Origin of the sequence: Burkholderia ubonensis subsp. mesacidophila, from assembly GCF_002097715.1 — a bacterium.
Lineage (GTDB): Bacteria > Pseudomonadota > Gammaproteobacteria > Burkholderiales > Burkholderiaceae > Burkholderia > Burkholderia mesacidophila.
Genome location: NZ_CP020738.1, coordinates 101,852 through 128,411 on the forward strand (window position 1 = coordinate 101,852; position 26,560 = coordinate 128,411).

The 26,560-nt window shown below is 66.0% G+C and carries 27 protein-coding genes and 1 pseudogene; 17 read left to right on the forward strand and 11 right to left on the reverse strand.

Features of this window, described 5'->3' with window-relative positions:
* The first annotated feature begins 100 nt into the window (after positions 1 to 100).
* Positions 101 to 1,300 carry a glycine C-acetyltransferase gene (locus B7P44_RS18145; protein ID WP_084906960.1) on the forward strand — a complete coding sequence of 400 codons (1,200 nt, stop codon included), beginning with the start codon at positions 101 to 103 and terminating at the stop codon, positions 1,298 to 1,300.
* A 12-nt stretch (positions 1,301 to 1,312) separates the two neighbouring features.
* Complete coding sequence (tdh, locus tag B7P44_RS18150; protein ID WP_084906961.1) at positions 1,313 to 2,341, forward strand: L-threonine 3-dehydrogenase; 1,029 nt, start codon at positions 1,313 to 1,315, stop codon at positions 2,339 to 2,341.
* Between the two features lie 58 nt (positions 2,342 to 2,399).
* Here tdh and kdpA read toward each other — a convergent pair whose 3' ends face one another.
* From kdpA to B7P44_RS18165, 3 genes are all read right to left on the reverse strand, one after another.
* The gene (kdpA, locus tag B7P44_RS18155; protein ID WP_084906963.1) at positions 2,400 to 4,205 is read right to left on the reverse strand and encodes a potassium-transporting ATPase subunit KdpA; all 1,806 of its coding nucleotides are present in this window, start codon (positions 4,203 to 4,205) and stop codon (positions 2,400 to 2,402) included.
* A 98-nt stretch (positions 4,206 to 4,303) separates the two neighbouring features.
* Positions 4,304 to 4,750: a hypothetical protein gene (locus B7P44_RS18160; protein WP_084906965.1), complete on the reverse strand. Its 447-nt coding sequence runs from the start codon at positions 4,748 to 4,750 to the stop codon at positions 4,304 to 4,306.
* A complete protein-coding gene (locus B7P44_RS18165; RefSeq protein WP_084906966.1) occupies positions 4,747 to 5,385 on the reverse strand; it encodes a GNAT family N-acetyltransferase in 639 nt (212 codons plus the stop codon). The genes B7P44_RS18160 and B7P44_RS18165 overlap by 4 nt, the downstream gene beginning before the upstream one ends.
* Positions 5,386 to 5,637: 252 nt before the next feature.
* Here B7P44_RS18165 and B7P44_RS18170 point away from each other — a divergent pair, with 252 nt between their 5' ends.
* A complete protein-coding gene (locus tag B7P44_RS18170; protein ID WP_084906968.1) occupies positions 5,638 to 6,252 on the forward strand; it encodes a TetR/AcrR family transcriptional regulator in 615 nt (204 codons plus the stop codon).
* A gap of 47 nt (positions 6,253 to 6,299) precedes the next feature.
* Positions 6,300 to 6,779, forward strand: a complete 480-nt coding sequence (locus B7P44_RS18175) for a nuclear transport factor 2 family protein (RefSeq protein ID WP_010088946.1) — start codon at positions 6,300 to 6,302, stop codon at positions 6,777 to 6,779.
* Between the two features lie 393 nt (positions 6,780 to 7,172).
* Here B7P44_RS18175 and B7P44_RS18180 read toward each other — a convergent pair whose 3' ends face one another.
* On the reverse strand, positions 7,173 to 8,258 hold the full coding sequence (locus B7P44_RS18180) for a tartrate dehydrogenase (protein WP_084906970.1): 1,086 nt from the start codon (positions 8,256 to 8,258) through the stop codon (positions 7,173 to 7,175).
* Positions 8,259 to 8,382: 124 nt separating this feature from the next.
* Here B7P44_RS18180 and B7P44_RS18185 point away from each other — a divergent pair, with 124 nt between their 5' ends.
* Entirely contained in the window at positions 8,383 to 9,306 is a 924-nt protein-coding gene (locus B7P44_RS18185) for a LysR substrate-binding domain-containing protein (protein ID WP_167389808.1), read from the forward strand.
* Positions 9,307 to 9,362: 56 nt separating this feature from the next.
* Here the strand turns inward: B7P44_RS18185 and B7P44_RS18190 are convergent, their stop codons facing one another.
* The gene (locus tag B7P44_RS18190) at positions 9,363 to 9,827 is read right to left on the reverse strand and encodes a hypothetical protein (protein ID WP_084906973.1); all 465 of its coding nucleotides are present in this window, start codon (positions 9,825 to 9,827) and stop codon (positions 9,363 to 9,365) included.
* Positions 9,828 to 9,888: 61 nt separating this feature from the next.
* A complete protein-coding gene (locus B7P44_RS18195) occupies positions 9,889 to 11,106 on the reverse strand; it encodes a DUF3734 domain-containing protein (protein ID WP_084906975.1) in 1,218 nt (405 codons plus the stop codon).
* 89 nt (positions 11,107 to 11,195) lie between these two features.
* Between B7P44_RS18195 and B7P44_RS18200 the strand changes: the two are divergent.
* A pseudogene (locus B7P44_RS18200) lies at positions 11,196 to 12,248 on the forward strand (RNA-guided endonuclease InsQ/TnpB family protein).
* A 13-nt stretch (positions 12,249 to 12,261) separates the two neighbouring features.
* On the opposite strand, the gene B7P44_RS18205 reads toward B7P44_RS18200, so the two are convergent.
* Both B7P44_RS18205 and B7P44_RS18210 read right to left on the reverse strand, forming a co-directional pair.
* A complete protein-coding gene (locus tag B7P44_RS18205) occupies positions 12,262 to 13,047 on the reverse strand; it encodes a 3-hydroxybutyrate dehydrogenase (RefSeq protein ID WP_084906977.1) in 786 nt (261 codons plus the stop codon).
* Between the two features lie 51 nt (positions 13,048 to 13,098).
* Entirely contained in the window at positions 13,099 to 13,839 is a 741-nt protein-coding gene (locus tag B7P44_RS18210; RefSeq protein ID WP_084906979.1) for an acetoacetate decarboxylase, read from the reverse strand.
* 438 nt (positions 13,840 to 14,277) lie between these two features.
* On the opposite strand from B7P44_RS18210, the gene B7P44_RS18215 reads away from it, so the two are divergent.
* Complete coding sequence (locus B7P44_RS18215) at positions 14,278 to 14,859, forward strand: undecaprenyl-diphosphatase (protein WP_084906980.1); 582 nt, start codon at positions 14,278 to 14,280, stop codon at positions 14,857 to 14,859.
* A gap of 24 nt (positions 14,860 to 14,883) precedes the next feature.
* Here B7P44_RS18215 and B7P44_RS18220 read toward each other — a convergent pair whose 3' ends face one another.
* The 3 genes from B7P44_RS18220 to B7P44_RS18230 form a co-directional block, all read right to left on the reverse strand.
* Positions 14,884 to 15,105 carry a hypothetical protein gene (locus B7P44_RS18220; protein ID WP_084906982.1) on the reverse strand — a complete coding sequence of 74 codons (222 nt, stop codon included), beginning with the start codon at positions 15,103 to 15,105 and terminating at the stop codon, positions 14,884 to 14,886.
* 160 nt (positions 15,106 to 15,265) lie between these two features.
* Entirely contained in the window at positions 15,266 to 16,087 is an 822-nt protein-coding gene (locus B7P44_RS18225) for a siderophore-interacting protein (protein ID WP_084906984.1), read from the reverse strand.
* 28 nt (positions 16,088 to 16,115) lie between these two features.
* Complete coding sequence (locus B7P44_RS18230; RefSeq protein WP_084906986.1) at positions 16,116 to 16,820, reverse strand: PadR family transcriptional regulator; 705 nt, start codon at positions 16,818 to 16,820, stop codon at positions 16,116 to 16,118.
* 380 nt (positions 16,821 to 17,200) lie between these two features.
* On the opposite strand from B7P44_RS18230, the gene B7P44_RS18235 reads away from it, so the two are divergent.
* The 10 genes from B7P44_RS18235 to B7P44_RS18280 all read left to right on the forward strand — a co-directional run bounded on the left by B7P44_RS18235 (position 17,201) and on the right by B7P44_RS18280 (position 26,541).
* On the forward strand, positions 17,201 to 17,818 hold the full coding sequence (locus tag B7P44_RS18235) for an HAD family hydrolase (protein WP_084906988.1): 618 nt from the start codon (positions 17,201 to 17,203) through the stop codon (positions 17,816 to 17,818).
* Positions 17,819 to 18,399: 581 nt separating this feature from the next.
* Complete coding sequence (locus B7P44_RS18240) at positions 18,400 to 19,530, forward strand: trypsin-like peptidase domain-containing protein (protein ID WP_084909885.1); 1,131 nt, start codon at positions 18,400 to 18,402, stop codon at positions 19,528 to 19,530.
* A 70-nt stretch (positions 19,531 to 19,600) separates the two neighbouring features.
* Positions 19,601 to 20,728: a phosphoribosyltransferase domain-containing protein gene (locus tag B7P44_RS18245; RefSeq protein ID WP_084906989.1), complete on the forward strand. Its 1,128-nt coding sequence runs from the start codon at positions 19,601 to 19,603 to the stop codon at positions 20,726 to 20,728.
* A complete protein-coding gene (locus B7P44_RS18250; RefSeq protein ID WP_084906991.1) occupies positions 20,718 to 21,476 on the forward strand; it encodes a trehalose phosphatase in 759 nt (252 codons plus the stop codon). The genes B7P44_RS18245 and B7P44_RS18250 overlap by 11 nt, the downstream gene beginning before the upstream one ends.
* Positions 21,469 to 22,566 (forward strand): cysteine protease StiP domain-containing protein, encoded by a 1,098-nt coding sequence (locus B7P44_RS18255; protein WP_084906993.1) that lies wholly within the window; start codon positions 21,469 to 21,471, stop codon positions 22,564 to 22,566. Before B7P44_RS18250 ends, B7P44_RS18255 begins: the two co-directional genes overlap by 8 nt.
* Complete coding sequence (locus tag B7P44_RS18260) at positions 22,563 to 23,510, forward strand: HpcH/HpaI aldolase/citrate lyase family protein (protein ID WP_084906995.1); 948 nt, start codon at positions 22,563 to 22,565, stop codon at positions 23,508 to 23,510. Before B7P44_RS18255 ends, B7P44_RS18260 begins: the two co-directional genes overlap by 4 nt.
* Before the next feature lie 124 nt (positions 23,511 to 23,634).
* Positions 23,635 to 24,228 carry a TerD family protein gene (locus B7P44_RS18265; RefSeq protein WP_084906997.1) on the forward strand — a complete coding sequence of 198 codons (594 nt, stop codon included), beginning with the start codon at positions 23,635 to 23,637 and terminating at the stop codon, positions 24,226 to 24,228.
* A complete protein-coding gene (locus B7P44_RS18270) occupies positions 24,225 to 25,409 on the forward strand; it encodes a TerD family protein (protein WP_084906999.1) in 1,185 nt (394 codons plus the stop codon). Before B7P44_RS18265 ends, B7P44_RS18270 begins: the two co-directional genes overlap by 4 nt.
* A gap of 27 nt (positions 25,410 to 25,436) precedes the next feature.
* Positions 25,437 to 25,886, forward strand: a complete 450-nt coding sequence (locus tag B7P44_RS18275; protein WP_017330864.1) for a tellurite resistance TerB family protein — start codon at positions 25,437 to 25,439, stop codon at positions 25,884 to 25,886.
* Between the two features lie 79 nt (positions 25,887 to 25,965).
* Positions 25,966 to 26,541: a TerD family protein gene (locus tag B7P44_RS18280; protein ID WP_084907001.1), complete on the forward strand. Its 576-nt coding sequence runs from the start codon at positions 25,966 to 25,968 to the stop codon at positions 26,539 to 26,541.
* The last annotated feature ends 19 nt before the right edge of the window (positions 26,542 to 26,560 follow it).

Genomic DNA, 26,560 nt, shown 5'->3' on the forward strand with positions numbered 1-26,560 from the left:
GAGCGGTCAACCGAACGACCGACTATAACAGTAGCAGGCCGCCGGGCCGCCGCCACGAGCGGCGGCCCGGCGGGTTGCGATTCATGTCAGGAGCTTTGCGATGCGTGATGCCTTTCTCGCCCAGGTGCGCGGGACGCTCGACCAGATTCGCGCGGACGGTTTCTACAAGACCGAGCGCGAGATCGCGAGCCCGCAGGCGGCGGCCGTGCGGCTCGCCGGTGGCGCCGGCGTGCTGAATTTCTGCGCGAACAACTATCTCGGTCTGGCGAACGATCCGCGCCTGATCGCCGCGGCGAAGGCCGGTCTCGACCAGGACGGGTTCGGGATGGCGTCGGTGCGCTTCATCTGCGGCACGCAGACCGTGCACAAGCAGCTGGAAAGCGCGCTCGCCACATTCCTCGGCACCGACGACAGCATCCTCTATTCGAGCTGCTTCGACGCGAACGGCGGTCTGTTCGAAACGCTGCTCGACGAGAAAGATGCCGTGATCAGCGACGAACTGAATCACGCGAGCATCATCGACGGCATCCGCCTCTGCAAGGCGCAGCGGTATCGCTACAAGAACAACGACCTCGCGGATCTCGAAGCGAAGCTCAAGGAGGCCGACGCGGCGGGCGTGCGCCACAAGCTGATCGCGACCGACGGCGTGTTCTCGATGGACGGCATCATCGCCGACCTGAAAGGCATCTGCGATCTGGCTGACCGCTACGGCGCGCTCGTGATGGTCGACGATTCGCATGCGGTCGGCTTCATCGGCACGCACGGGCGCGGCACGCCCGAATACTGCGGCGTCGAGGGGCGCATCGACATCATCACCGGCACGCTCGGCAAGGCGCTGGGCGGCGCATCGGGCGGCTACGTCGCCGCGCGGCGGGAGATCGTCGAGCTGCTGCGCCAGCGCTCGCGCCCGTACCTGTTCTCGAATACGCTCACGCCGAGCATCGCCGCGGCGTCGCTCAAGGTGCTCGAACTGCTCGGCAGCGACGAGGGCGCGGCACTGCGCGAGCGCGTGCGCGAGAACGGCGCGCGCTTTCGCCAGCAGATGACCGAAGCCGGCTTCACGCTGGTGCCGGGTGCGCATCCGATCATCCCGGTGATGCTCGGTGATGCGCAGCTCGCGACGAACATGGCCGATGCGCTGCTCGCCGAAGGCGTCTACGTGATCGGCTTCTCGTTCCCGGTCGTGCCGCGCGGGCGTGCGCGCATCCGCACGCAGATGAGCGCCGCGCATACGCCCGAACAGATCGACCAGACCGTCGCCGCGTTCGTGCGCGTCGGCAAGTCGCTCGGCATCGTCTGACGGAGACCGCCCATGAAAGCACTGGCAAAGCTCGAACGCGGTCCCGGCCTGTCGCTCACGCGCGTGAAGCGCCCTGAGGTCGGGCACAACGACGTGCTGATCAAGATCCACCGCACGGCGATTTGCGGCACCGACATCCACATCTGGAAGTGGGACGACTGGGCGCAGAAGACGATTCCCGTGCCGATGCACGTCGGTCACGAATACGTCGGCGAGATCGTCGAGATGGGGCAGGAAGTGCGCGGCTTCGCGATCGGCGATCGCGTGTCCGGCGAAGGCCACATCACGTGCGGCTTCTGCCGGAACTGCCGCGCGGGGCGCCGGCATTTGTGCCGCAACACGGTCGGCGTCGGCGTCAATCGCGAGGGCGCGTTCGCTGAATACCTGGCGATTCCCGCGTTCAACGCGTTCAAGATCCCGCCGGAGATTTCCGACGATCTCGCGTCGATCTTCGACCCGTTCGGCAACGCGACGCACACGGCGCTGTCGTTCAACCTCGTCGGCGAGGACGTGCTGATCACCGGCGCCGGCCCGATCGGCATCATGGCCGTCGCGATCGCGAAGCACGTCGGCGCGCGCAACGTCGTGATCACCGATATCAACGACTATCGGCTCGAGCTTGCGCGCAAGATGGGCGCGACGCGCGCGGTCAACGTCGCACGGGAGTCGCTGCGCGACGTGATGACCGACCTGCACATGACCGAGGGGTTCGACGTCGGGCTCGAGATGTCCGGCGTCCCCAGCGCGTTCACGAGCATGCTCGAGGCGATGAACCACGGCGGCAAGGTCGCGTTGCTCGGCATTCCGCCCGCGCAGACGGCGATCGACTGGAACCAGGTGATCTTCAAGGGGCTGGAGATCAAGGGCATCTACGGCCGCGAAATGTTCGAGACCTGGTACAAGATGGTCGCGATGCTGCAAAGCGGTCTCGACCTGTCGCCGATCATCACCCACCGCTTCGCCGTCGACGATTACGAGAAGGGCTTCGCGGCGATGCTGTCCGGCGAAAGCGGCAAGGTGATTCTCGACTGGACGGTCTGAACGCGTTCCTTGTGTTGCCGCGCCTCGCAGCGCGGCGTCGGCCGGGGGCACGGAAGTGTCAGCGGCCGACCGTCATCGCCAGATGCTCGGCGATCGGGCCGAGCGCGAGCGCCGGCAGGAACGTTACCAGCGTGACCAGCACCACGGTCGAAAGCAGCATGCAGAGGAACAGCGGTCCGTGCGTCGGCAGCGTGCCGGCGCCGGCCGCGCGTCGCTGCTTGGCCGCGAGGGAGCCCGCGATCGCCAGCACCGGCACGATGACCGTGAACCGGCCGAACCACATCGCGGCGGCCAGCGCCGTGTTGTAGAACGTCGTGTTTGCCGACAGGCCCGCGAACGCGCTGCCGTTGTTGTTCGCGGCCGACGAGAACGCGTAGAGCATTTCGCTGAAGCCATGCGCGCCCGGATTGCCGAGCCCCGCGACGCCGGCCGGCGTCACGGCCGCGATCGCGGTGCCGACCAGCACGATCGCCGGCGTCGCGAGAATCGCGATCGACACCATCTTCATTTCGTACGCGTCGATCTTCTTGCCGACGTATTCGGGCGCGCGCCCGATCATCAGTCCGGCGACGAACACCGCGAGCAGCACCACCATCAGCATGCTGTACAGGCCTGAGCCGGGGCCGCCGAACACGACTTCGCCGGTCTGCATCAGCACCATCGGCACGAGGCCGCCGAGCGGCGTGAACGAATCGTGCATCGAATCGACCGCGCCGTCGCCGCTGCTCGTCGACACCGTTGCGTACAGGGCCGACGACACGATGCCGAAGCGTGTTTCCTTCCCTTCCATGTTGCCGCCCGGCTGGCTCGCCGACGCGACCGCGTCGATGCCGGGCACATTCAGTGCCGGACCGACAGCCTGCTCCGCCCGGATCGCCATCGCGGCGGCCGCGACGAACAGCGTCAGCATCGCGGCGTAGATCGTCCAGCCTTGCCGACGGTCCTGAATCATCGTGCCGAACGTGTAGCAAAGCGCGGCAGGAAGCACCAGCATTGCAAGCATCTGCAGGAAATTCGCGATCGGTGTCGGGTTCTCGTACGGATGCGCGGAATTCGCGTTGAAGAATCCGCCGCCGTCGCCGCTCATCAGCTTGATCGACTCCTGCGATGCGACGGGCCCCATCGGCAGCGTTTGCACGGTCGTGGAAGAGGGCTGCGCCGACTGCGCGGACGCAGCCGGCATCGACGGGTGCGGCTGCACGATCGCGATGTCGCGATTCGGCGCGAAATTCTGCAGCACACCTTGCCCGATGAACGCCGCCGCGAACAAGGCCGCCAGCGGAACCAGCACGTAGAGCGTCATGCGCGTCAGGTCGACCCAGACGTTGCCGATCGTTTGACTGCCCCGGCGCACGAGCCCGCGAATCAGCGCCAGCATGACGACCATCCCGCTCGCGGCCGACAGGAACGCCTGCACGCCGATGCCGAGCATCTGCGTCAGGTGGCTGAGCGTCGTCTCGCCCGCATACGCCTGCCAGCTCGTATTCGTCGCGAAGCTGACGGCCGTGTTGAACGCGAGCCCCGGCTCGACGTTCGGCAAGTGCTGCGGATTGAGCGGCAGCCAGACCTGGATGCGCTGCAGCAGGTAGAGCGCAACCGCGCCGAGCGCATTGAACGCGACGAGCGCGACCGCATAGCGCTTCCAGTCCATTTCCGCGTCGGGGGCGACGCCGGCCAGCCGGTAAATCGCGTGTTCGACGCCGGCGAGGCGCCGCAGCGGCCCCGGCAGGTCGCCGAGCGCGATACGGGCGATGTATGTCCCGAGCGGCTTGACCAGAAAGGTGAGAACAAACAGGAACACGCCAACCTGTGTCCAGGCATTGCCGATCACGCTGCCTCCCAGGCCGGCGCCGCCGGCCTGCATCGAGTGGATAGTTTCAGTTCATCGCATGCCGGGTCAATTCGCCGGCAAGAAACGCGATGGCCGTGTAAACAATCTGTGAAATAACGCCGCGCGTGCTGCTATCGAAGCGGCTTGTTCTCGATCCACTTCGGATCGAGCTGCAGGTTGAGGAGCACGAGCCAGCGCCTCGGACAGCGCGGCGCGACGCGGACCGGCTCTTCGTCAGGCCCGCCGAACGCGATGAAGCCGAGTTCGAGCGCATCGCGGCACGCACGCAGCGCGTCGGCCTGCAGCCAGTAGCTGACGAGCGCGCACGATATGAAGCGGAACAGCAGCAGCGTCGCGGCTTCCGGCACGAACCCCGCCGAGACGAGCGCGAATTCGAACGCGAGCGTCAGCAGGTGCGCGACGGCGATCGTGACGAGCGCCAGCTTCGCGAGGCCGCGCAACCGGATCGCGGCGCGAAGGCGCGCGTTGCGCAGCGCGAGCCGCGAGGCTTCGTCCGGCGAGGCAGGTGGGTCGGGCGGGATGGACGAATCGCGGCCCGGAAGCGGGTCACGCTTCATGACGAAGCCGCTTGCCGGCGAACGGGCCGGATCGCGACGGCGCCGTGCACCGCGGCATTGCGGTTCGTCGCACCGATCGGCTTGCAGAGAACGGCGCTGTCATAGCCGCGGCCCGCGAAGCGCATGACGTCGATCGGCTGGAAGCCTTCGCCGACGCAGAACGCGACGAGCCGACCGGCCTCCTGCGGCACATCGAGCGCGAGATGGCTGGCCCGGTGCGACGCGCTCCACTGCTCGGCGAACGCGAGCAGCGACCGGCCGATGCCGCGCGCCTGCCAGACCGGATCGACCGCAAGCTCGCGGATCGTCGCGACCCGGCGGCTGCGATACGGATCGCACGGCGAATCGGGATCGGACAGGCGCATCGTCAGCGTCGCGACCAGATGACCTTTGCTGAGCGCGACGAAGCACGCGCCGGCGAGCGTGCGCTCGCGCGTTCCGGCGGCGGAACGGTCGGCGGCCGGGTATGGAAAGCCCAGCGCGCCGAGGGGCGCGAACGCACGCTGCTGCAGCGCGGCCAGCGACTCGTACGAGTCGATGCGCGGATCGAAACGTCTCAACACGACGCGCTCGTCGAGCTGCTTCGCGTAAGCGGCGTAGGAACGAGCGCGACGTGCGGGTTCGGAATGCGGCATGACATCCTCAGGCCCAACAAGGTGCACGCAGTGTAGTGAGTCGAGAATGCCGGCATCAAGAAAAAATGTCGTAAAGATTACGGACCGACATCGCCGCATTTCCGCTGGCGCACGCATACGCCCACGCATCCGGCGGCGATCGAAACATCCGTTGTGGTGGAACGATCGTTCTGCATTTTTCTTGACACGAGAGAATGATCGTTCTACTGTAAACCCATCAACTCGAACCCTGTCAGTTCCGTTTGACCGACCATGACCTCATACGAACCTCAGCCCGGGGAACCGGGCGCACGCGACCGCCTGCTCGATGCGGCCGAAGCGCTGATCTATTCGGGCGGTATCCATGCAACCGGCGTCGACGCGATCGTGAAGCGGTCCGGCGCGGCGCGCAAGAGTTTTTATTCGCACTTCGAATCGAAGGAAGCGCTGGTCGTCGCGGCGCTCGAACGCCGCGACGAACGCTGGATGCGCTGGTTCGTCGATGCGACGCTCGCGCGCGGCAAGACGCCGCGCACGCAGCTGCTCGGCATGTTCGACGTATTGCGCGACTGGTTCATGCAGCCCGACTTTCACGGATGCGCGTTCCTGAACGCGTCGGGCGAGATCGCGGACGCCGACGATCCGGTGCGGATCGTCGCGCGGGCGCACAAGGCGCGATTGCTCGCATTCGTGCGCGAACGGCTCGACGCGCTGGCCGACGACGCGGGGATCGAGCGCCGCGTGCTCGCGCGCGTCGCGCGCCAGTGGCTCGTGCTGATCGACGGCGCGATCGGCGTGGCGCTCGTGAGCGGCGACGCGACGGCCGCCCGGGATGCGCGCGCCACTGCCGAACTGTTGCTCGACGCCGTGTCGCGGCCGTCGAGGTAACAAGCTGGCCGCGGCTTTGCGCGGCCGAACCCTGACTGGAGAAAACGATGTCTGAATCAGCCGAAGTCCGCCCGCCCGTTCCGCCCTTTTCGCTCGAGACGGCGCGACAGAAAGTCCGCGCCGCCGAGGACGGATGGAACACGCGCGATCCGCAACGCGTGTCGCTCGCTTATACGCCGCAAAGCCGCTGGCGCAACCGCGCGGAGTTCGTGACCGGTCGCGACGCAATCGTCGGACTGTTGCAGCGGAAATGGACGCGCGAGCTCGACTACCGGCTGATCAAGGAGTTGTGGGCGTTCGACGGGAACCGCATTGCGGTGCGGTTCGCGTATGAATGGCATGACGATGCCGGCAATTGGTTCCGCTCGTACGGCAACGAGAACTGGGAGTTCGACGACAACGGCCTGATGGCGCATCGCCACGCGAGCATCAACGACATGCCGATCCGCGAAGCGGACCGACTCTTTCACTGGCCGCTCGGCCGCCGTCCGGACGATCATCCGGGCCTGTCCGATCTCGGTCTGTAAGCGCGTCGAGAATAACGCCGTATCGATGGAATGGTGAGGGAATGCGGGAGTCGGTGCGTTCAAGGTGAGCGTTTTCGGGAACAGGTGAAAACGCCATCGCGTCAGTCTCTTCGGTGACGCAGTGACACGATGTGCTGCTCACCGGTCGCAACCAGAACGAACAAACGCGCGATTCGACGCGGCTGAAGCGCATGGTGGTGCGTATCGGCATGTCGTGTGTCTCAACGCAGCCCGAATTCCGACCGCGCCGAAGCTTGCATCGGTGCGCGTCGATACGCCGTGCATCTCACCTATGTGCGAGATGGGCACGTCGCTGCGCCAAGCCTGCGACGCGACGTGCCGATCACCTCACCTCACATGCATACGGCGCAGCATCGCCCAGCCCGTCACCCGTCATCCCGCAATCCGCGCCGCGATTGCTTCCCCGACTGCCTGCGTGCCGGCGCTGCCCGCGAGATCGCGCGTATGCGGCCCCGTGCGCAGCACGTCCTCGATCGCTGCGACGATCGCGTCGTGCGCGTCGCGCTCGCGGCCGGCGCCGTTGCCGAGGAAGTCGAGCATCATTGCCGCCGACCAGATCATCGCGATCGGGTTCGCGATGTATTGCCCCGCGATGTCGGGCGCCGAACCGTGCACGGGCTCGAACAGCGACGGAAACGTGCGCTCGGGGTTGAGGTTCGCGGACGGCGCGATGCCGATCGTGCCGGTGCACGCGGGGCCGAGATCCGACAGGATGTCGCCGAACAGGTTCGATGCGACGACGACGTCGAAGCGGTCCGGCTGCAGCACGAAGCGGGCGCACAGGATGTCGATGTGCTGCTTGTCCCACACGATGTCCGGATAGCGCTCGGCCATCTCGGCCGCGCGCGCGTCCCACCACGGCATGCTGATCGCAATGCCGTTGCTCTTCGTCGCAACCGTCAGGCGTTTCGCGCGCCGCTGCGCGAGCTCGAACGCGAACTTCAGCACGCGCTCGGTGCCGTGCCGCGTGAAGATCGATTGCTGCACGACCACCTCGCGGTCGGTGCCTTCGAACATCGTGCCGCCGACCGACGAGTATTCGCCTTCGGTGTTCTCGCGCACGATCATGAAGTCGATGTCGCCGGCGCGGCGGCCGGCGAGCGGCGACGGCACGCCGTCGAACAGGCGTGCGGGACGCAGGTTGATGTACTGGTCGAACTCGCGGCGGAACTTCAGCAGCGAACCCCACAGCGAGATGTGGTCCGGCACCGTCGCGGGCCAGCCGACCGCGCCGAACAGGATCGCGTCCATGCCGGACAGCTGCGCTTTCCAGTCCTCCGGCATCATCCGGCCATGCTGCGCGTAGTAGTCGCAGCTCGCCCATTCGATGTGCGTGAAGTCGAAGCGGATGCCGAAGCGGGCCGTCACCGCGTCGAGCGCGCGCAAGCCTTCGGGCATCACTTCACGGCCGATGCCGTCGCCGGGGATGACGGCGATTTGGTAAATCCTGTCGCTCATGCGAATGCTCCTCCAGATCGATTCGGGCCGCCGCGGGTAACGCGCGCAGCGGCGGACGACCTCATTCTATTTATTTCCATCCGGATTAAAATCGCCGAAAGGGTTAATCGACTTTCCACGAATCGTGAACAAATCGCCGAACCTCGACGACCTGCGCGTGTTCAGCGTCGTCGTCCGCCTGACGAGCTTCAGTGCGGCGGCCGAGCAGCTCGGCGTGTCGCCCGCGTATGTCAGCAAGCGCATTGCGCAACTGGAAGCGCAGCTCGGCACGCGGCTGCTGCACCGCTCGACGCGCCGCGTCGCGGTGACGGAAGCCGGCGAACGCGTGCTCGCGCGCGCCGAGAAGATTCTCGACGACGTCGATCACCTCGTCGAGGACGTGTCGACCACGCGCACGGTGCCGCGCGGCACGCTGCGCATCTCGAGCAGTTTCGGCTTCGGCCGGCACGTCGTCGCGCCGGCGCTGCTCGCGTTCACCGAGCGTTTTCCGCAGCTGAACGTGCGGCTCGATCTGTTCGACCGGCTCGTCGACGTCGCGGGCGAAGGGTTCGACCTCGACATCCGGATCGGCGACGAGATCGCCGAGCACCTGATCGCGCGCCGGCTCGCGTCGAATTACCGCGTGCTGTGCGCGTCGCCCGCCTATCTCGCGCGGCGCGGCACGCCGCGCACGCTCGCGGAGCTTTCGTCGCATGAATGCCTCGCGATCAAGGAGCGCGATCATCCGCTTGGCGTGTGGCGCATGAATGTGCGCGGCGAGACGCAGACCGTGAAGGTCGGCGGCGCGCTGTCGACGAATCATGGCGAAGTCGCCGTGCAATGGGCGCTCGCGGGGCGCGGGATCGTGCTGCGGTCGATCTGGGAGGCCGGGCCGCTGATCGCGCGCGGCGCGCTATGCCGCGTGTTGCCGGACGCGACCCAGCCCGCGAACGTCTGGGCCGTCTATCCGGAACGGGTCGCGACGTCCGCGAAGGTGCGCGTGTGCGTCGACTTTCTCACGGATGAGTTCGCGCATCTGAACGACACGGCGAGCGATGACGTCGCGTGATGCGCGCCAAAGGTGAGCTTTTACGGGGACGTGATTCAGTGCCGGCCCGCGTTACTTCACAGCCGGTTGTCCTTCGCCAGCGTGAGCACGCGCGCCCAGCGTTGCGCGTCGCGCTTGTCCGTCATCGGCAGCTTCCATTCGCTGCGCGCGGCATCGCGGACCTGCACGACGAGATGCCAGCGCCCCCCGATCGGTGCGGCCAGGCAGCCGTCGAGCTGCGACAGCGTATAGCGGCCGTCCGCGCCATCGTGCGACAGCCATAGCAGCCCCTGCGTCGCGGACACGCGCAACTCGCCCCACGCGCGATGCACGATGTGGGTCCAGCCTTCTTCCCTCGTGTTCGGCGCGATGTCGCGGCGGCGCTTGATCCACCACGCGACCAGCGCAATCAGCAGCGCGGCGGCAAGCACCGCGGCGGTCACCGCGACCGGCTCGCCGAACTGCGCGGCGATCACGTGAAAAGTATGAACCGCGCCCCACGCGAGCGCGATGAGCGCGAACAGCGCAATGAAAATCGGCATGTCGGATTCGGAAAGAGGAACGGACCGGCGCAGGCAGCGCGCCGGTCCATCGTGCACGACGTCACCGCTTGCGGTGAATGTCGTGCGTCACGAAGCCCGCGTCGTTGACGGGCAACGCGAGGCCGTCCTTGACGGCGAGCGTCTTGCGGATGTCGTCGAGACCCGCGGCCCAGTGGTCGCGCATCGTCGACAGACCGAACTGATAGTCCTTGTAGTGATGCTCGTACGCCTTCTGCTGGTAGATCAGGTGCTGGATGTTGTATTTCTTCCCGCACGACATCGCTTCCGCCTCGATGCACCACGGATCGGTCTTGCGCTGCTCCTCCGGCACCCTGTCGAGCACCTGGCGCAGCACGTTGCGATAGCGCTGTTCGCGCTGCAGCGTATCGGTGACGAAACGCGTGCGGCTCGAGTACTGGACGTCCTTCGTGCGCTCGGCGACGTCGGCCAGCGAACGCGGCAGCGGCCCGCGCGCGCTCCACAGGTCGACCTGGAACGCGAGCGTGTCGCGGCGCGGCCGCGCGCGCAGCACTTCCATCAGCGGCGTGTTCGACACGACGCCGCCGTCCCAGTAGTACTCGCCTTCGATCTCGACCGGCGGGAACGCGGGCGGCAGCGCGCCGGACGCCATGAAGTGCTCCGGCTCGAGGCGGATGCGCGCGTTGTCGAAGTAGACGAAGTTGCCGGTGCCGACGTTGACCGCGCCGACCGACACGCGGGTCTCGCCCGAGTTGATGCGGTCGAAATCGCACAGCTTGAGCAGCGTCGAGCGCAACGCCGACGTGTCGTACCAGCTGACCTTGTCCGGATGATCGGACACGCCCGGCAGCGGCGGCGGGACGCGCGGCGCGAAGAAGCCCCGTTGGCCCTGCATCATCGCGCTCGCGGCCTGCGATGCGGTGAAGAACGTGCGGACCTGATCGATGCTGTTGAACAGCGCGAACTCGAAAGCCGCCGGAACCGCCGGAAAGAACGCCGGCTGGCAGATCGTTTCCCAGAACTGACGCAGCCGCTCGACGCGATGCTCGGGCGCGTTGCCCGCGATCAGCGCGGTGTTGAGCGCGCCGATCGAGATGCCCGCGATCCAGTCGAGCGGAATGCCCGCTTCGTGCAAGCCTTCGAACACGCCTGCCTGATAGGCGCCGAGCGCGCCGCCGCCCTGCAGCACGAGTGCGATCGTCTCGTAGGGAAGCGTGCGGGCGGCGGCCGGCGCGCCGGCCTCATGATGCAGGTCCGCCGCATCGACGGCCTGCTTTTCTGTACGGGCGTGCGGTTTCATCAATTGCTCCGAGAAATCCCGCCATTGATGGCGGGGAGGAAAGGAGTGCGCTTGACAGGCAGCTTCTCCCACGGGTTAGGATGGCCGGCATGATTCTTGTCTACCGCTACCGGGTGAAGTCGCTCAACGGACTCCTTAACAAACAGAGCCGAGCGGTGACCTAAGTCTGGAACTTCTGCAATGACACGCAGAAGCACGCGCTCAAGTGGCGCAAGAAGTGGCCGACGGGGTTCGACCTGAACGTGCTGACGACCGGCAGCAGCAAGGCACTCGGCATCCACTCCGGCACGGTCAACGCGACGTGCGAGCAATACGCGAAATCGCGCAGCCAGCGCCGTCGCCCTTATCTGCGCTATCGCGGCAGAAAGTCGCTTGGCTGGGTGCCGCTGAAGGGCCGCGACCTGAAGCGCGAGGGCGACGCGTTTCGCTTTGCCGGCAACACCTTCCGCGTATTCAATAGCCGCCTGCTTCCCGAAGGCAAGATCAAGGACGGCACCAACTTCGCGCAGGATGCGCGCGGCAACTGGTTTCTCAACATCGTGATCGAGATGCCCGATGTTCCGGCCCGTCCGATCCGTTCCGGTGTCGGCATCGATCTGGGCCTGAAAGACTTCGCCACACTTTCGACCGGCGAAAAACTGCCGAATGACCGGTTCGGCCGGCGCGCGGCCGACAAGCTGGCGAAGGCGCAGCGGGCGCGAAAGCACAAACGGCATATCGCGAAGCTGCATGCCAAGGTGGCGAATGTCCGTGCCGATTTCCAGCACAAGCTCGCGCTCGATCTGGTGCGACGCTTCGATTACATCGCGGTCGGCAACGTGTCGGCCGCCAGTCTCGCCAGAACCAGGATGGCGAAGAGCGTCTACGACGCATCCTGGTCGTCCTTCCGGAACAAGCTCCGTTACAAGGCGATCGCGCACGGAGCCACGTTCGAGGAAGTGGACGAAAGCGGTTCTACCCAGTCCTGTTCGGCGTGCGGGTCGAGAGACAGCACGACGCGGCCGAAAGGTATCGCGGGACTGCGAATAAGAGAGTGGACCTGCAGTGACTGCGGTGTCGTGCATGATCGCGATATCAACGCTGCGTTGAACATTCTCCGATGCGGACGTGCATCGCCAGGTGTGGGAATCGCCTCCCTTTAGGGAGGCGAGGACGTTACTGCATGAACCAGCCGTGGCTGACGATGAACGACTGGCCGGTCAGCGCGGCGCTCGGGAACGCCGACAGGAACAGCACCGTCTGCGCGACGTCCTGCACCGTCGTGAACACGCCGTCGACCGTGTTGCCGAGCATCACCTTCTTCACCACTTCGTCTTCGCTGATCCCGAGCTCCTTGGCCTGCTCCGGAATCTGCTTGTCGACGAGCGGCGTGCGCACGAAGCCCGGGCACACGACGTGCGAGCGCACGTTGTGCTTCGCGCCTTCCTTCGCCAGCACGCGCGCGAGACCCAGCAGCCCGTGCTTCGCGGTCACGTACGCCGACTTCAGCGGCGACGCCTCGTGCGAGTGCACCGAGCCCATGTAGATCACGACGCCGCCGCGGTCGTCCTTGTACATGTGCTTGAGCGCCGCCTTGGTGGTCAGGAACGCGCCGTCGACGTGGATCGCCTGCATCTTCTTCCAGTCGGCGAACGCGTAGTTCTCGATCGGGTTGACGATCTGGATGCCCGCGTTCGACACGAGGATGTCGATCGAGCCGAACGTTTCGGCCACCTTGTCGATGCCGCTGTTGACGGCGTCCTCGTTCGTCACGTCCATCGCGACGCCGATCGCCTTGCCGCCCGCCTGCTTGATTTCCTCGGCGACGGCGTTCGCGCCGTCCTGGTTCAGGTCGGCGATCGCCACCGCCGAGCCCGCCTTTGCCAGTTCCAGCGCGATTTCCTTGCCGATGCCGCTCGCGGCGCCGGTGACGACTGCGGTCTTGCCATTCAGATTGCTCATGTTCGAGTTTCCGTAATCAAGGGTGGAAAAAGGGGAAAAGGACGGCGGGCGTTACTGCGCCAGGTAATCGTAGACGACTTCGCCGAGCCCGAGCGTCAAATCCGCGACGATATGCCGGGCCTCGACGATCTCGAGCACCGGCAGGTCGGCGACCGGCGCGAGCGCATGCGGCGACAGCTCGAGCGAGGCCGGGCCGGTCCATGCGCCTTTCATCTGGATATCCTCCATGTAGTAGCGCACCAGCTCGCAGACGCGCGCCGAGCCATCGACATGAGGAATGATCTTCAGCAGGAAATTGGGGCTGGCGAGGCGCTTGGCCTGCTCGGCGATGTCCAGCTCGCGGTGCTTGTAGCCCATCGTGCCGGTCGCGACGCGCACCTTGCCGTAGTCGAGCGTGCCGAGGAGGTGATCGGTGTTCACGTGCAGCGTGGGCGACGCGAGCTTCTTCGGGAATCCCCACAGCTCGCGGCCGCCGGCGATCGGCGGATGGTCGTCGAGGTACATCGCGAGCGTGTAGCTGCCCGGCTGGCCGTTGTATTCGACGGGGATCACCTGGCCGCTTTCGGTGTAGTCGCCGAAGCCGGTGGAGTCGGCCATGCGAATGAATTCGTAATGCACGAGCGGCTCGGTGACCTGCAGGGGTTCAGGCACGATTTCGCGCAGACGATCCGGATCGGTGCGATACGTGATGATCAGGAACTCACGATCGACGAAACGGTAAGGGCCCATCGGGAAGGCAGGGCTGGTCAACGGCATCGCAAAGGCTTTCGATCGGACATCGCTGGGTTTCATGCGGACTCCTTGTTGTTGATCGGCTTCGTTGATGAGTGCTCGTAATCCTATGCCTGCGCGCCGTCGTTGTGCGATGCCACAACTGGAATAAATTGTTGCAGAATCCGATGAATTGACAACGCAAATGTTGATTCGAACGGCGTCAATGGCCCGATGGACGCTCAGCGCACCGATCGTCGCAGGTGTCGATGACGTCGCGATGTGGTCGAGGGTGAGCTTTTTCGGGATTCATGGTGAGGTTTTACGGGAAACGCTCCACCCGAAATATTTCAACTGTGTGAACTTTTGTTGCGACACGCACTCTAAAAGCGTCCTTGCGGCCGGACGGCCGGCCATCGCGGTGCCGGACGTCGTTAAGCATTGCTTAAGCGAGCTGCACTTAGCATCAGACGTGACCGGAGGACCGGTCGCGCATTCCCGCCCCACGTATCCCGATACATGCAGAATCTCAACCTCACCCTGTTTTCCGCGATCAACGCCGGCGCGACGCCGCAACCGGGCGTCGCGACGCTCGCGATCCTTGCCGCCGACTGGCTCGTCTATGCGATTCCGGCAATGCTGCTGCTGACCTGGCTGTTCGGCGTGCGCACGACGCGGCGCCAGGCCATCGAGGCCGGCGTCGGCGCGTGCGTGGCGCTCGTGCTCGCCCAGGTGCTGTCGCACTTCTGGTTCTCGCCGCGGCCGTTCATGGCGGGCGTCGGCACGCAGTTGATCCCGCATGCGCCGGACGGCTCGTTTCCGAGCGATCACATGACGTTCGTCTGGAGCGTGGCGGTCGGCATGCTGCTCGGCGGCGCGACGCGCATGACGGGCCTCGTGATGGCGGCGATGGCCGCCGCGATCGCGTGGGGACGGATCTATGCGGGTGTGCACTGGCCGTTCGACATGGCGGGCGGCGTGCTGGTCGGCACCGCCGGCGCGCTGGCCGCGCACCTGTATGCGCGGCCCGTCACGGCGATGCTCGAGCGCATCGGCGAGTCGGTGCATGCGGTCGTGATGGGGCGTCTGCACACGCCGTAACGAGGAAGGATCGGGCCGGGGCGGTCAGCCCGGCGTTCTGGCCGATTCGGCCGCCGCCGCCGGGGCGGCGCCGCCGTGCAGCTCGGCCGTGTCTGCCGGCTGCCGCGCGGCGTCGCGCTCGAGCGCGCTCTCCTTGAGGATCGCGCACATCGCGACGAACAGCGCCAGCACGACGGCCGCGAGGCCGCAGTAGCCGGCGATCTTCAGGTGGCGAAGGAAAGGCGCAGCGTGGCTTTCTTTTGTCATGACCGGGCGCTCCTGGGGCGGACAGCGTCGACTGCCTGACAGCGGCATCGCAGACGTAGGTATATACCAGCCGCCGCGCCAATGCCAAGCCGTCCGCGCGCCGGAACCCCCTCTGTCGGGAGTCCGAATCCCCGGAGCCCGTCGCCGGATGCCAGTCACGTCAGTCGTCGAGCGATTCGTGCACCGCGCTCGCGCCGCGCTTCCAGTAGGCCGCCGCACGAATCCGCGCCTTGTCGACACCCCGCTCGCCGGTCAGATGCTGCCTTACCGCGCGCATCGCGAGCGCTTCGCCGGCCGCCCACACGTAGCCATCACCACTCGGCAAAGGCAGGTCGCGGACGGCGTCCAGCAGCGCGTCGCCGTCGCCGGCCTGCGCTTCGTCGCGGAAACGCCAGATCTCATGCACTTCCGCGCGCGTATCGAACGCGATCTGCGCGCGGCGGTCCGCGACTTCCAGCACGACCGCCGCGCGCGAGCCGGCGGGCAGTTCTTCCAGACGCCGGGCGATGGCCGGCAGCGCGGTGTCGTCGCCGATCAGCAGATGCCAGTCGAAACCGGTCGGCACGACGAACGAACCGCGCGGGCCGCCGATGCCGAGCCATTGGCCGACGCACGCCTGCGCGGCCCACTGCGACGCCGAGCCCGCGTGGTTCAGCACGAATTCCAGATCCAGTTCGCACTTCGTACGATCGAAGCGCCGCGGCGTGAAGTCGCGCGCGACGGGCCTCGGCTCGCCGTCGGGAAACACCGGGCCGTCCGGCCCCAGCGACGGCAGCGCGGGGCGCTCGGCGCCGGGCGGCGGCAGGAACACCTTCACGTGATCGTCGAACGACGCCGATTCGAAATCGGCGAGATCGGGGCCGCTCAGCGTGACGCGCAGCAGGTGCGGCGTCACCGCGTGAATGCGGACGACCTGCAAGAGGCGGAACTTGAGTGTGTGACGCACGCGCGTCACGGTGCGTTCGGGGGTGTGTCGATTCAATCTGTTCTCCTGATTGAGGTGGCTCCGGTCACTCGCCGGTGCGGCCTTCGATGTCGGCGGTCGCGCGCCGCAGGATCGCGGCGATGCGGCGCTGCTCGTCGGCGGACGCGCCGCTCTTGTGCAGCAGCGCATGCTTTAGCGCGACGCGCGCTTCGACGAATTCCGGCAGCCAGCCGCCGTGCGACTCGTCCGCGGTTTCGCCTGCCGTTTCGCCGGCGAACGCGCGGCGCATGAATTCCATCTTTCGCGCGAGATGGGTGAGGCGCGCGAACAGCATGTCGACGCGTTCGCGCTGTGCTTCGAGGTGCGCGCGGCCGGCGTCGGTGAGCGCGTAGCGCTTGCGGTTGCCCTCCGCCTGCGACGCGACGAAGCCGACTTCCTCCAGGTAGGTCAGCGCCGGGTAGACCATGCCGGGGCTCGGGCTGTAGAAGCCGTTCGAGCGAGTGTCGAGCGCCTTGATCAACTCGTATCCGTGGCTCGGCTGGTCGGCGACGAGCGCCAGCAGCAGCAATTGCAGATCGTCGGAGCTGAACTGGCGGCCGCGCGGCATCGCGTCGTCACCGCCGAATCCCCCGAATCCGCCGGGGCCGCCGCCGAAAGGCCCGCCGCCGAACGGATCGCGGCCGCGGCGATGGCGGCCGATCGCGTGCCAGAAACCGGTGAACCAGGCGGGGGCGGAATGCGCACCGTACCCGTCGCAACGGGCGTGGCCGCGGAAGTGGCTGTGTCGCATGATCGAGTCCTATATGTCGAAAAACATATCTAAAGATATATATCGAAAGATAGGAAGTCAAGGCGGGATTGGGGAGGGCTGGGGGCTGCGGGTTTTCTGTAGGGGGGCAGGTTGTAGCGACTCCACCATTCATCCAACGCGATATCGCCGGTTCGTGAATCTCTTCTCCACGGAGGGCTCTGGCTGATACATTGATCGACCTTTTGTGCTTATCTTCTCTTGCCGCCAGCGCTCCGTGTCTGATTTGAAAACGTCGGCGCCTCATTCCTGGCTGCACCCGCGCAGAGTGCACGCCAAGAGAATCCCGAAATGAGCGCCCGAGTTATTTATCGGAGTGGTGCAAGAACGAAGGCAGGTCAATCGCCGTGGGGGAAAACTGAGTGGAAGCTAAGGGAATTCTGTTCGATGCATACGGCACGCTTTGCGAAATTCGCGACAAGCGGCGGCCGTTTGCGAAGCTGGTCCAGGCGAGCCCGGATCGCCAGCGCGCGCGCGATCTCGTCATGACGCGACCGTTCAACCTGCGTGAAGCCGCACGTGAATTCGAGGTGGATGGTCTGGATCTTGATGTGCTGGAAGACGATCTGGCTGCCGAACTGGCCAGTATCGAGCTCTTCGAGGAGGTTCCCGAAGTGCTCGAGCATCTGCGTGCCAGCGGCCTTCGGCTCGGTGTTGTTTCCAACCTGGCTCAGCCTTATGCAGAGCCGCTGCTACGATTAATGCCGTTCGACTTTGACGCCTATGCATGGTCGTTTTCGGTTGGCTCCCTGAAGCCGGATTCGGCAATATTCACCGCGGCATTGAAAATGCTCGATTTGTCGCCGGAAGAAGTCGTGATGGTTGGCGATACTTTCGACGCAGACTACGAAGGCGCCCGAAAATCCGGCATACGTGCATTGCATCTGGATCGCGAGGGTGTGTTTGACCGGCCGGTGCCGACCATCACGACGCTGCGCAAGCTGACCGCCTATGCACCGGGATATCGTGAGCCTGAATGAAATGGACCGCGCCGGCAGTCAGGGCGCGCTTCGATAGCATCCCCGGAATGGGCCTCGAGTCGTTGCAGGCAACTTATCGTGAAGTGCAGCTGCGCCGGGGCCCATTCCTCCATTGCTGGCAACCCGAGACACCCGCCAAGGCTTCGACCAACGACACGCAATGACGTACGCCATCGACCCATGATGGCTACGTCGGCATAACGGCTGGCGATCTCAAAGCGCTACTGGCCACACGCTTGCACCTCTGCTGTCGGAACCGGCAACGAGGGCGTTGCGAGCGGGACAACGCGCACCAGCCGTCACGAGTCCGACACGCTCGGCGCAACGCAACGGGTACGACCCGCACGCGTCTCCGAAGGACCTCCTCACACGCCTGCCGACTCACAGGGCCCGCGGCGTTAATGCCTCTTCGCCGGCCGCAGACCGGCCCCCCATATAACCCGAACCGTCAAGACGAGTTCGCCGCGCGTCTTCCTTACATAAAGCCTTAAGTTTGATACCATGGCGCCCACATTCGTATGATAGTTGCATGGATTCTGTATTGGTTCTGTATGGGTTCGGACTCAAGGAGCGAAGCAGGAATGATGGTGCTGGCGCCTGGCGCAAACACCGCTTTAGGGGCACCTCAATGTTCCTGGACGCTGGAATGCGCGAACACCTCGGCCTTCGGGGAATATGCCGCAGTCGCTCTGCTCCCGGTTGACGACAAGCGTCAGCCCAAGGGGGATGCAGCGCTGTTCCAGGTCGAACAGGACTGGATGGCGTGGAGCGGCAGCCAGGAGCGAATCGGCTGCCGACTGAACCTTTCGGCGCTTCCGGCCGGCGCAGACCGTGTGCTCGCTGTCGTGTACACCTTCTCGGCCATCGGCCCGGTGCGCGAGCTCCGTTCCCTTCGCCTGCAGGTCGACGACCAGATCGAGTTCAGCCTGAACCTCGCCGAGAATGGCGAATCCGCGATCATCATCGGCGAGTTCTACTGCCGTAACCAGCAGTGGAAGTTCCGCGCGCTGGCAGAAGGCTCTGCCTACGGACTCTCCGCCCTCGGCCGCAGGATCGGGCTGGCGATCGACGACGCGCATCCCGATCGGCGTCCAGGCTCGCCCGATTCATGCCGATCCGCCACCGGCACCGGCTTCGCCGTCAGCCCGACGCACATCCTCACCTGCGCGCATGTCATCGAGGACATGCAGGAAATCCACATCGCTTCCTTCGAGGGCCGGCACCGTGCCGAGCCCGTGGTGGTGGATCGCCGGAACGACCTGGCGCTACTGCGCGTCCAGGGGGCGCCCGCCTTCCGGCAAGTCTCCTTCAGGGACGGCACGGGCTGCGACCTGGGTGAGCAGGTCGTCGCAATGGGCTACCCGCTGGCCGGTCTGGCTGGCGGAGGCGTGCACGTCACCCAGGGCGGCGTCTCCGCGCTGTTCGGCCTGCACAACGACGCCAGCCTGCTGCAGTTCACAGCCCCGATCCAGCCCGGATCGAGCGGCAGCCCTTTGTTCGATACGTCCAGTGCGGTCGTGGGGATGGTCACGTCGACCGTTCCGGATGCCCAGAACATGAATTTCGCGGTGAAGGCCGGCCTCACGCTGGCCTTCCTCGACGCCTGCGGCGTTGTCGCCTCCAGAACCCCTTCGGGCCAGACCTTCACCACAGCCCAGATATCCCGTGAGGCCCAGCAATCTCTATGGCGAATCGAGGCACGGAACCCATAGAAGCACGTTGACTTGAATCCCAAGGAAGCGGCGTGAGGTCTGCCACCGCGCGCCAATCTAGGAAGCAGCTATGGAAAGCCATGTAGCACCCGTGTCCCTCCGCGCACAGCTGATGCGGGGACTGCTCGAAGTCAAAGTCGACGACGCCGTCCTGCCTCCGTCTGCACTGTTCGGCTTCGCCGAGCGCCGTAACCCGAAGCGGGCCTTCCTGTTCGTGTCCAAGGTGCTGGGCCGGCACATACCGGTTCGCCCGTCGGTCATGTCCGCCAGCTTCGACAGCCTGGCGGCAGAGATCCCGGCGGACCTGCCCGGCCCGGTGCTCGTGATCGGCATGGCGGAAACCGCCGTCGGGCTCGGTGCCGGCGTGCACCGCGCATTGAGCGCAACCCGGCCCGATACCGTTTACCTGGTCAGCACCCGCCATCCGCTCGGCACCGAACTCTTCGCTCGATTCGAGGAAGAGCATAGCCACGCCAGCGCCCACCTGATCCACATGCCGGTCGAGCCCGAAGTCCGGGAGCTGATGCTGCAGGCCAGATCGCTGGTGCTGGTGGACGACGAAGCCTCCACCGGCAAGACCTTCGTCAACCTGCATCGCGCGCTGGTGGATGCCGGCCTGACGAAGATCGAGCGGGTCGTCACCTGCGTGCTGACCGACTGGTCCGCCGGGGCCGTCGGAAAAGCCATCGGCGATTCGGCCACGTCGGTTTCGCTGATGAAGGGCTCTTACCGATTCCATGAGGACGCGTCCGCGCCGCTGCCGGACATGCCGGATGTGGGCGCGGTCCGCGTCGGCGAATGGCGGCTCTCCGCTCGGAACGACTGGGGACGCCTGGGTGTGCGCAAGGTGGAGGACACGCTCGCGCCGGACCTTCGGGTCGCGCCGGGCGAGAAGATCATCGTGATCGGCACCGGTGAATTCGTGTGGCGGCCCTTCCTGTTGGCGGAACGCCTGAAGCGCGCTGGCGCCGACGTCCACTTCAGCTCCACCACCCGTTCCCCCATCGCCGTGGGCCACGCCATCGAGCACGCGCTCGCGTTCCCGGACAACTATGGCCTCGGCATCCCGAACTTCCTCTACAACGTGAAACCCGGCCAGTTCGACCGGGTGCTGATCTGCACCGAAACCCCCGCGCAGGCGCTGCCCGCAGAGCTGGTCGAGGCCCTGGGCGCGGAGGTCATTGTCGATGAGCAGTAATCGTCCGCTGGTGCTCGTCGATCTCGACGACACCCTGTTCCAGACCGCACGCAAGATGCCGGAAGGCGCACCGCGCACCCCGGCAACCGTGGATGTGCACGGCCAGCCCAACGGCTACATGACCCCGGTGCAACAGGCCTTCATCAGCTGGCTGCTGGCATCGGCCGACGTCGTGCCGGTCACCGCGCGCAGCGTCGAGGCGTACAGCCGCGTGAAGCTGCCGTTCACGCATGGCGCAATCTGCTCCCACGGGGGCGTGATCCTGCACGCCGACGGCACGCTCGACCAGGATTGGCACGGCCGGATGGCGGAAGCCCTCCGGAACTTCCAGGATCGTCTGCCGGCGCTGAGCGAAACCACGCTGCAGATCGGTCGGGAGCTCGGCTATGCCCTGCGCGGTTGGGTCGTGGAGGAGGCGGGGCTGCGCCACTACGTGGTGACCAAGCACAACGAATCGGACGACGCGGTGCTCGCCCGGGTGCTTGCCGAAGTTCAGGCCCGTGGGCTGCTGGACGGCATGCACATCCACGCCAACGGCAACAATCTGGCCTTCCTGCCCGACGGGCTGGCCAAGCGCCTGGCCGCTCGGGAATGGCTGCGCCGCGACCGCGCGCTCAACGGCGAACGCCCGGTGCTGGGCTTTGGCGACAGCATCACCGACCTCGGTTTCATGGATCTCTGCCACATGTGGGCCACGCCGGCCCGGAGCCAGCTGGCGAAGGCAGCGGAGGGCCTGATCCATGCGTGATCCGTTCGCCTCCCTCCAGACCGTCGGCAGCGGCAGCTACGCCCCGGACGACGTGCATGTCCTCCTGCAGCGCATGCAGATGCAGGTGACGGACGTTCGGGAGAAGGAACGCCTGATCCAGACGAGCCGCAAGCACTACTCCGAGATGATCGGCACGGAGCATGCGCCGACCGAGCTGCACCAGCGCCTCTACGCGCGTGCGCTGGCGCAGAACGGCAAGCGCATGGCCACCGACGTGCAGTCGCTTGCGCTGGCTTTGAATGCCGCCTGCACCGGCGCGAGCATTGCGCTCGTCTCGTTCGTGCGCGCCGGACTGCCGCTGGGCGTCCTGCTGCGCCGCGCTCTGGTTGCGATGGGGCGCGACGCGCACCACTACGGCGTCAGCATCATCCGCGACCGCGGCATCGACACGGTTGCCCTCGACGCGATCATCCGACTCCACGGTGCGGCGCACATCGTTTTCGTGGATGGCTGGACCGGCAAGGGCGCGATTTCCGGCGAACTCGCGCGCACGCTCAGCGCCGACAAGCGCTTCCCGGACGATCCGCGCCTCGTCGTGCTGGCCGACCCGTGCGGCCGCGCCTGGCTGGCGGCCTCGGCCGAGGACTGGGTGATTCCGTCCGGCATTCTGGGCGCCACCGTATCCGGCCTGGTATCGCGTTCCATCTGGCCGGCACAAGGCGGTCTGCATGGCTGCGTGGTCTACGACCACCTGCATGAGCACGACGTCACCCGCGACTTCATCGAGCAGATCGAGACCGCGCGCCGCGCATTGGGCGAGGTGCCGCAGGCCGCTCCGTGGACGGCCGACCAGCGCCTGAAGCTTCAAGCGGAAGCGGACCGCGTGGTGCATGCGCTCGCGGCGCGCTTCGAGATCGCCAACCTGAACCGCGTGAAGCCCGGCATCGCCGAGGCGACGCGCGCCGTCCTGCGCCGCGTGCCCGACCATGTGCTGGTCCGCGATCGCGGCGACAGCGACGTGCAGTTGCTGTTGCACCTTGCCGAGCGCGCCGGCGTGACCGTCGACGAGGCGGGGGCGGCCCTGGGCCCGTACCGTGCCGTGACCCTGATCCGGGGTGTGCACGGATGAAAGCCATTTCGCCGTTCGCCCTCGGGGCGACCCTGTACATGCCGGCCACCCGCAGCGACATCCTGGAAGTGGTCTTCGGCAGCAAGCTTCCCGAGCTCCGCTCGCTCGTGGTTTGCCTGGAAGATGCCGTGGCCCAGATCGACGTCGAGCGCGCGCTGGCGAACCTGCAGGCGCTGCTCACGCAGATCGACACGCGCGGCGGACGTCCCGCGGAAGGCCCGCTCCTGTTCGTCCGGCCCCGCGACGCGGGAATGGCAGCCGTGCTGAACGACTGGCCGTTGATGAGGCACGTGGACGGTTTCGTGGTGCCGAAGCTGACCTTGAAGCGCTTGCGTTTCTGGGAGAGCGCGGTCAGCAACCCGGACCTTCTCCTCATGCCCACGCTCGAGACTGCCGACGTCTACAACCCGGGCGCCATGGTGGAGCTGGGCCAGGCGCTGAAAGCCAGCCTGAACGAACGCATCATCGCGCTGCGGATCGGCGGCAACGACCTGATGGGATGCCTCGGGCTGCGCCGCAACCCGACCCGGACGCTCTACGACACCCCGATGAGTTACGTCATCCCGATGCTGGCCGGCGTCATGGGCGCTCAAGGTTTTTCGCTGACCGCGCCGGTGTTCGAACAACTGGCCACGCCGGAACTCCTGAAAGCGGAACTGGAGCTGGATATCTGTCACGGCCTGGTGGGCAAGACGGCCATTCATCCCCGCCAGGTCAGTCTCATCCAGGACACGCTGCGCGTCAGCCTGGAGGATCTCAACGCCGCCAGGCTGATCGTCGATCAGGGGGCGCAGGCCGTGTTCAAGCACAACAACGCGATGTGCGAACCGGCCACCCATCACAAGTGGGCGACCCACATCCTCGAGCGCGCCAAATGGCTTGGGGTCAAGCCTGTCGAGGCCGGCGGCGGCGAACCCAACATCCGCCTGGCGGAGGCCAACTGATGCCGGCGACGTTGTCATCCCGGGGGGCGGCGAGCCCACCCACGGCTCAAAAAAGCGGGCGCCAGGGGAGCGCCTTTGCCTCTGAATTCCAACCGAACACCGAAGATCAACAAGGAGCGTAATCATGGCACTCACCCTGAGCAAGAATCAGAGCATCTCGCTGGAGAAAACGGCCGGCACCGGCCTGAGCAACGTCAGCCTGGGTCTGGGCTGGGACCCGGTGAAGCCCAGCGGCTTCCTCTCCAGGCTGATGGGCAGCGGCAACGACTCGATCGACCTCGATGCTTCGTGCATCGTCCTGGATGGCGACTACGCGCCCATCGATGTCGTCTGGTTCCGCCAGCTGGAATCGAAGGACGGCTCGATCGAACACTCCGGCGACAACCTGACCGGCGAAGGCGACGGCGATGACGAAACCATCTACGTGGACCTGCAGCGCCTGCCGGCCAACGCGACGCATCTGGTCTTCACCGTGAACAGCTTCCGCGGCCAGACCTTCGATCAGGTCGAGAACGCGTACTGCCGCATCCTGAACGAAGCCAACGACAGCGAGCTCGCGCGCTTCAATCTGGCCGAGAAAGGCCGCCACACCGGCGTGGTGATGGCCAGCCTGAGCCGTGGGAGCGGCGGCTGGGAGTTCAAGGCGATCGGACAGTCCACCCACGGCCGCACCGCCGAAGACCTCGTCAACCTGGCCATTCAGGCGGTGCGTGCATGACCACGCTGCTTCCTGGCGGCAATGCGCCGGTCGCCACCGGCCCACTTCGCGTCGACATCAACTACGCGCCGATCCCGGGCGCCGATATCGACATCTCCGCATTCGCGCTGACCACCACGGGCAAGGTCCGTGGTGACGGCGACATGTGCTTCTACGGCCAGACCAGCATCCTCGGTGGTGCTGTCCAGCTGACCGCCAGCGCCGCAGGTCGTGCCGAGTTCACGCTGGACCTCGGTCGTCTCGACCCTGCGGTCGAGAAGGTTGCGTTGACCGCAACCATCTACGAGAACAAGGCGTCGTTCGACCGCGTGTCGACCCTGGCGCTGGGCGTCACCGGCGGCATCGAGGCCCAGATCCCGACCGGCGGCATGAACGAGACGGCGCTGATCCTCGGCGAGTTCTACCTCCGCCAGGGCGCCTGGAAGTTCCGCTGCGTCGGTCAAGGCTTCGCAGGTGGCCTGGAGCCGCTGGCGAAGCACTTCGGTGTCGACATTGCCGCGCCGACGCCGGCCCCTGCCGCTGCGCCGGCCCCGGCGCCTGTTCCGCCGGCACCGCCGAAATCGACGGTCAGCCTGAGCAAGGTCACGCTGGACAAGACGCGCGCCAGCATCAGCCTGGACAAGCCTGCAGCCGGCTTCGGCGAGATCAAGGTGAACCTGAACTGGAACCGCGGCAGTGGCGGCGGCGGCGGGCTGCTGGGCGGCCTCTTCGGCAAGAGCAACGCCGTCGACCTCGACGTCGGCTGCCTGTTCGAGCTGCAGGACGGCTACAAGGGCGTCGTCCAGGCGCTCGGCAACTGCTTCGGCGACCTGAATGACGAGCCCTACATCCAGCTCATGGGCGACGACCGCACCGGCTCCGTCGCGGGCGGCGAATGGCTGCACATCAACGGCAAGCAGTGGAGCGAGATCAAGCGGATCCTGGTCTTCGCGTTCATCTACGAAGGCGCCCCCAACTGGAAGGCGACCGACGGCGTGGTGACCGTGTTCGTTCCCGGCCAGCCCGAGATCGAGGTGCGGCTGAACGAGGAGGGCGGCCGCTACGGCATGTGCGCGATCGCGATGCTTGAAAACGTGGGCGGCGCCGTCAAGGTCACCCGCCGAGTCGACTTCCACCGTGGGCATGACGACATGGACCGTGCCTACGGATGGGGGATGAACTGGCGCGCCGGCTCCAAGTAACGACCCGTTCCCAACGACGAGGAAACCATGCTCGAGTGGCTGAAAACCAACGCGGCGAAAGCGCGCGAAACCTTGACGACGGAAGTCGCCAAGTTCAAGAACCGGACCTTCATGGAAGCGGTGGCCAACGGCTGCGCGCTCATCGCCGCGGCCGACGGCGTGATCCAGTCCGAGGAGAAGATGAAGATGGTCGGCTTCATCAACCACTCCCCGGAGCTCAAGGTCTTCAACCTGACCGATGTGATCAAGGTCTTCACCGACGCCTGCGCGAAGTTCGAGTTCGACTTCCAGATCGGTCAGGCCGAGGCGCTGAAGGCCATCAGCAAGATCAAGGGCAAGGACGGCGAAGCGCGCCTGCTGGTGCGGGTGTGCATCGCCATCGGCGGCTCGGACGGCAACTTCGACGACAAGGAGAAGGCCGCCTGTCGCCTGATCTGCCAGGAGCTGGGCCTGAACCCGGCGGACTTCGAACTCTGACGCACTGTCCACCTGGCCATGCGGAAGCATCGGCCGACAACCCGCACGTAACCCGTAGCAACCACAAGGAGCTGTACTCATGGCACTGACTCTTCAAAAAGGCGGCAACCTCTCCCTGTCCAAAGAGGCCCCTGGCTTGACCAAAATCCTGGTCGGCCTCGGCTGGGACCCGCGCGCCACCGACGGCACCGAGTTCGACCTGGACGCCAGCGCCTTCCTGCTGGGCGCCAACGGCAAGGTCCGCGGCGACGCCGACTTCATCTTCTACAACCAGCTGAAGAGCGCGGACGGCTCCGTCGAGCACACCGGCGACAACCGCACCGGCGCCGGCGACGGCGACGACGAGGTGATCAAGGTCGACCTGAGCCGCGTTCCGGCCGACGTCGAAAAAGTGGCCTTCACCGTCACCATCCACGACGCCGACGCGCGCAAGCAGAACTTCGGCCAGGTCAGCAACTCGTTCATCCGCATCGTCAACGAGACCAACAGCGCCGAGATCGTCCGCTACGACCTCGCCGAAGACGCGTCGGTCGAAACCGCGATGATCTTCGCCGAGCTGTACCGCCACAACAACGAGTGGAAGTTCCGCGCCGTGGGCCAAGGCTACGCCGGCGGCCTGCGCGCCGTGGCCAACGGCTATGGCATGAGCTTCTGATCGCTCGACTCAACTGAAC

Excerpts from the sequence above, each read along its gene's own strand:
- B7P44_RS18145 (WP_084906960.1), top strand. The coding sequence starts at position 101 with ATGCGTGATGCCTTTCTCGCCCAGGTGCGCGGGACGCTCGACCAGATT.
- tdh (WP_084906961.1), top strand. The coding sequence starts at position 1,313 with ATGAAAGCACTGGCAAAGCTCGAACGCGGTCCCGGCCTGTCGCTCACG.
- kdpA (WP_084906963.1), bottom strand. The coding sequence starts at position 4,205 with ATGCAGGCCGGCGGCGCCGGCCTGGGAGGCAGCGTGATCGGCAATGCC.
- B7P44_RS18160 (WP_084906965.1), bottom strand. The coding sequence starts at position 4,750 with ATGAAGCGTGACCCGCTTCCGGGCCGCGATTCGTCCATCCCGCCCGAC.
- B7P44_RS18165 (WP_084906966.1), bottom strand. The coding sequence starts at position 5,385 with ATGCCGCATTCCGAACCCGCACGTCGCGCTCGTTCCTACGCCGCTTAC.
- B7P44_RS18170 (WP_084906968.1), top strand. The coding sequence starts at position 5,638 with ATGACCTCATACGAACCTCAGCCCGGGGAACCGGGCGCACGCGACCGC.
- B7P44_RS18175 (WP_010088946.1), top strand. The coding sequence starts at position 6,300 with ATGTCTGAATCAGCCGAAGTCCGCCCGCCCGTTCCGCCCTTTTCGCTC.
- B7P44_RS18180 (WP_084906970.1), bottom strand. The coding sequence starts at position 8,258 with ATGAGCGACAGGATTTACCAAATCGCCGTCATCCCCGGCGACGGCATC.
- B7P44_RS18190 (WP_084906973.1), bottom strand. The coding sequence starts at position 9,827 with ATGCCGATTTTCATTGCGCTGTTCGCGCTCATCGCGCTCGCGTGGGGC.
- B7P44_RS18195 (WP_084906975.1), bottom strand. The coding sequence starts at position 11,106 with ATGAAACCGCACGCCCGTACAGAAAAGCAGGCCGTCGATGCGGCGGAC.
- B7P44_RS18205 (WP_084906977.1), bottom strand. The coding sequence starts at position 13,047 with ATGAGCAATCTGAATGGCAAGACCGCAGTCGTCACCGGCGCCGCGAGC.
- B7P44_RS18210 (WP_084906979.1), bottom strand. The coding sequence starts at position 13,839 with ATGAAACCCAGCGATGTCCGATCGAAAGCCTTTGCGATGCCGTTGACC.
- B7P44_RS18215 (WP_084906980.1), top strand. The coding sequence starts at position 14,278 with ATGCAGAATCTCAACCTCACCCTGTTTTCCGCGATCAACGCCGGCGCG.
- B7P44_RS18220 (WP_084906982.1), bottom strand. The coding sequence starts at position 15,105 with ATGACAAAAGAAAGCCACGCTGCGCCTTTCCTTCGCCACCTGAAGATC.
- B7P44_RS18230 (WP_084906986.1), bottom strand. The coding sequence starts at position 16,820 with ATGCGACACAGCCACTTCCGCGGCCACGCCCGTTGCGACGGGTACGGT.
- B7P44_RS18240 (WP_084909885.1), top strand. The coding sequence starts at position 18,400 with ATGATGGTGCTGGCGCCTGGCGCAAACACCGCTTTAGGGGCACCTCAA.
- B7P44_RS18245 (WP_084906989.1), top strand. The coding sequence starts at position 19,601 with ATGGAAAGCCATGTAGCACCCGTGTCCCTCCGCGCACAGCTGATGCGG.
- B7P44_RS18250 (WP_084906991.1), top strand. The coding sequence starts at position 20,718 with ATGAGCAGTAATCGTCCGCTGGTGCTCGTCGATCTCGACGACACCCTG.
- B7P44_RS18255 (WP_084906993.1), top strand. The coding sequence starts at position 21,469 with ATGCGTGATCCGTTCGCCTCCCTCCAGACCGTCGGCAGCGGCAGCTAC.
- B7P44_RS18260 (WP_084906995.1), top strand. The coding sequence starts at position 22,563 with ATGAAAGCCATTTCGCCGTTCGCCCTCGGGGCGACCCTGTACATGCCG.
- B7P44_RS18265 (WP_084906997.1), top strand. The coding sequence starts at position 23,635 with ATGGCACTCACCCTGAGCAAGAATCAGAGCATCTCGCTGGAGAAAACG.
- B7P44_RS18270 (WP_084906999.1), top strand. The coding sequence starts at position 24,225 with ATGACCACGCTGCTTCCTGGCGGCAATGCGCCGGTCGCCACCGGCCCA.
- B7P44_RS18275 (WP_017330864.1), top strand. The coding sequence starts at position 25,437 with ATGCTCGAGTGGCTGAAAACCAACGCGGCGAAAGCGCGCGAAACCTTG.
- B7P44_RS18280 (WP_084907001.1), top strand. The coding sequence starts at position 25,966 with ATGGCACTGACTCTTCAAAAAGGCGGCAACCTCTCCCTGTCCAAAGAG.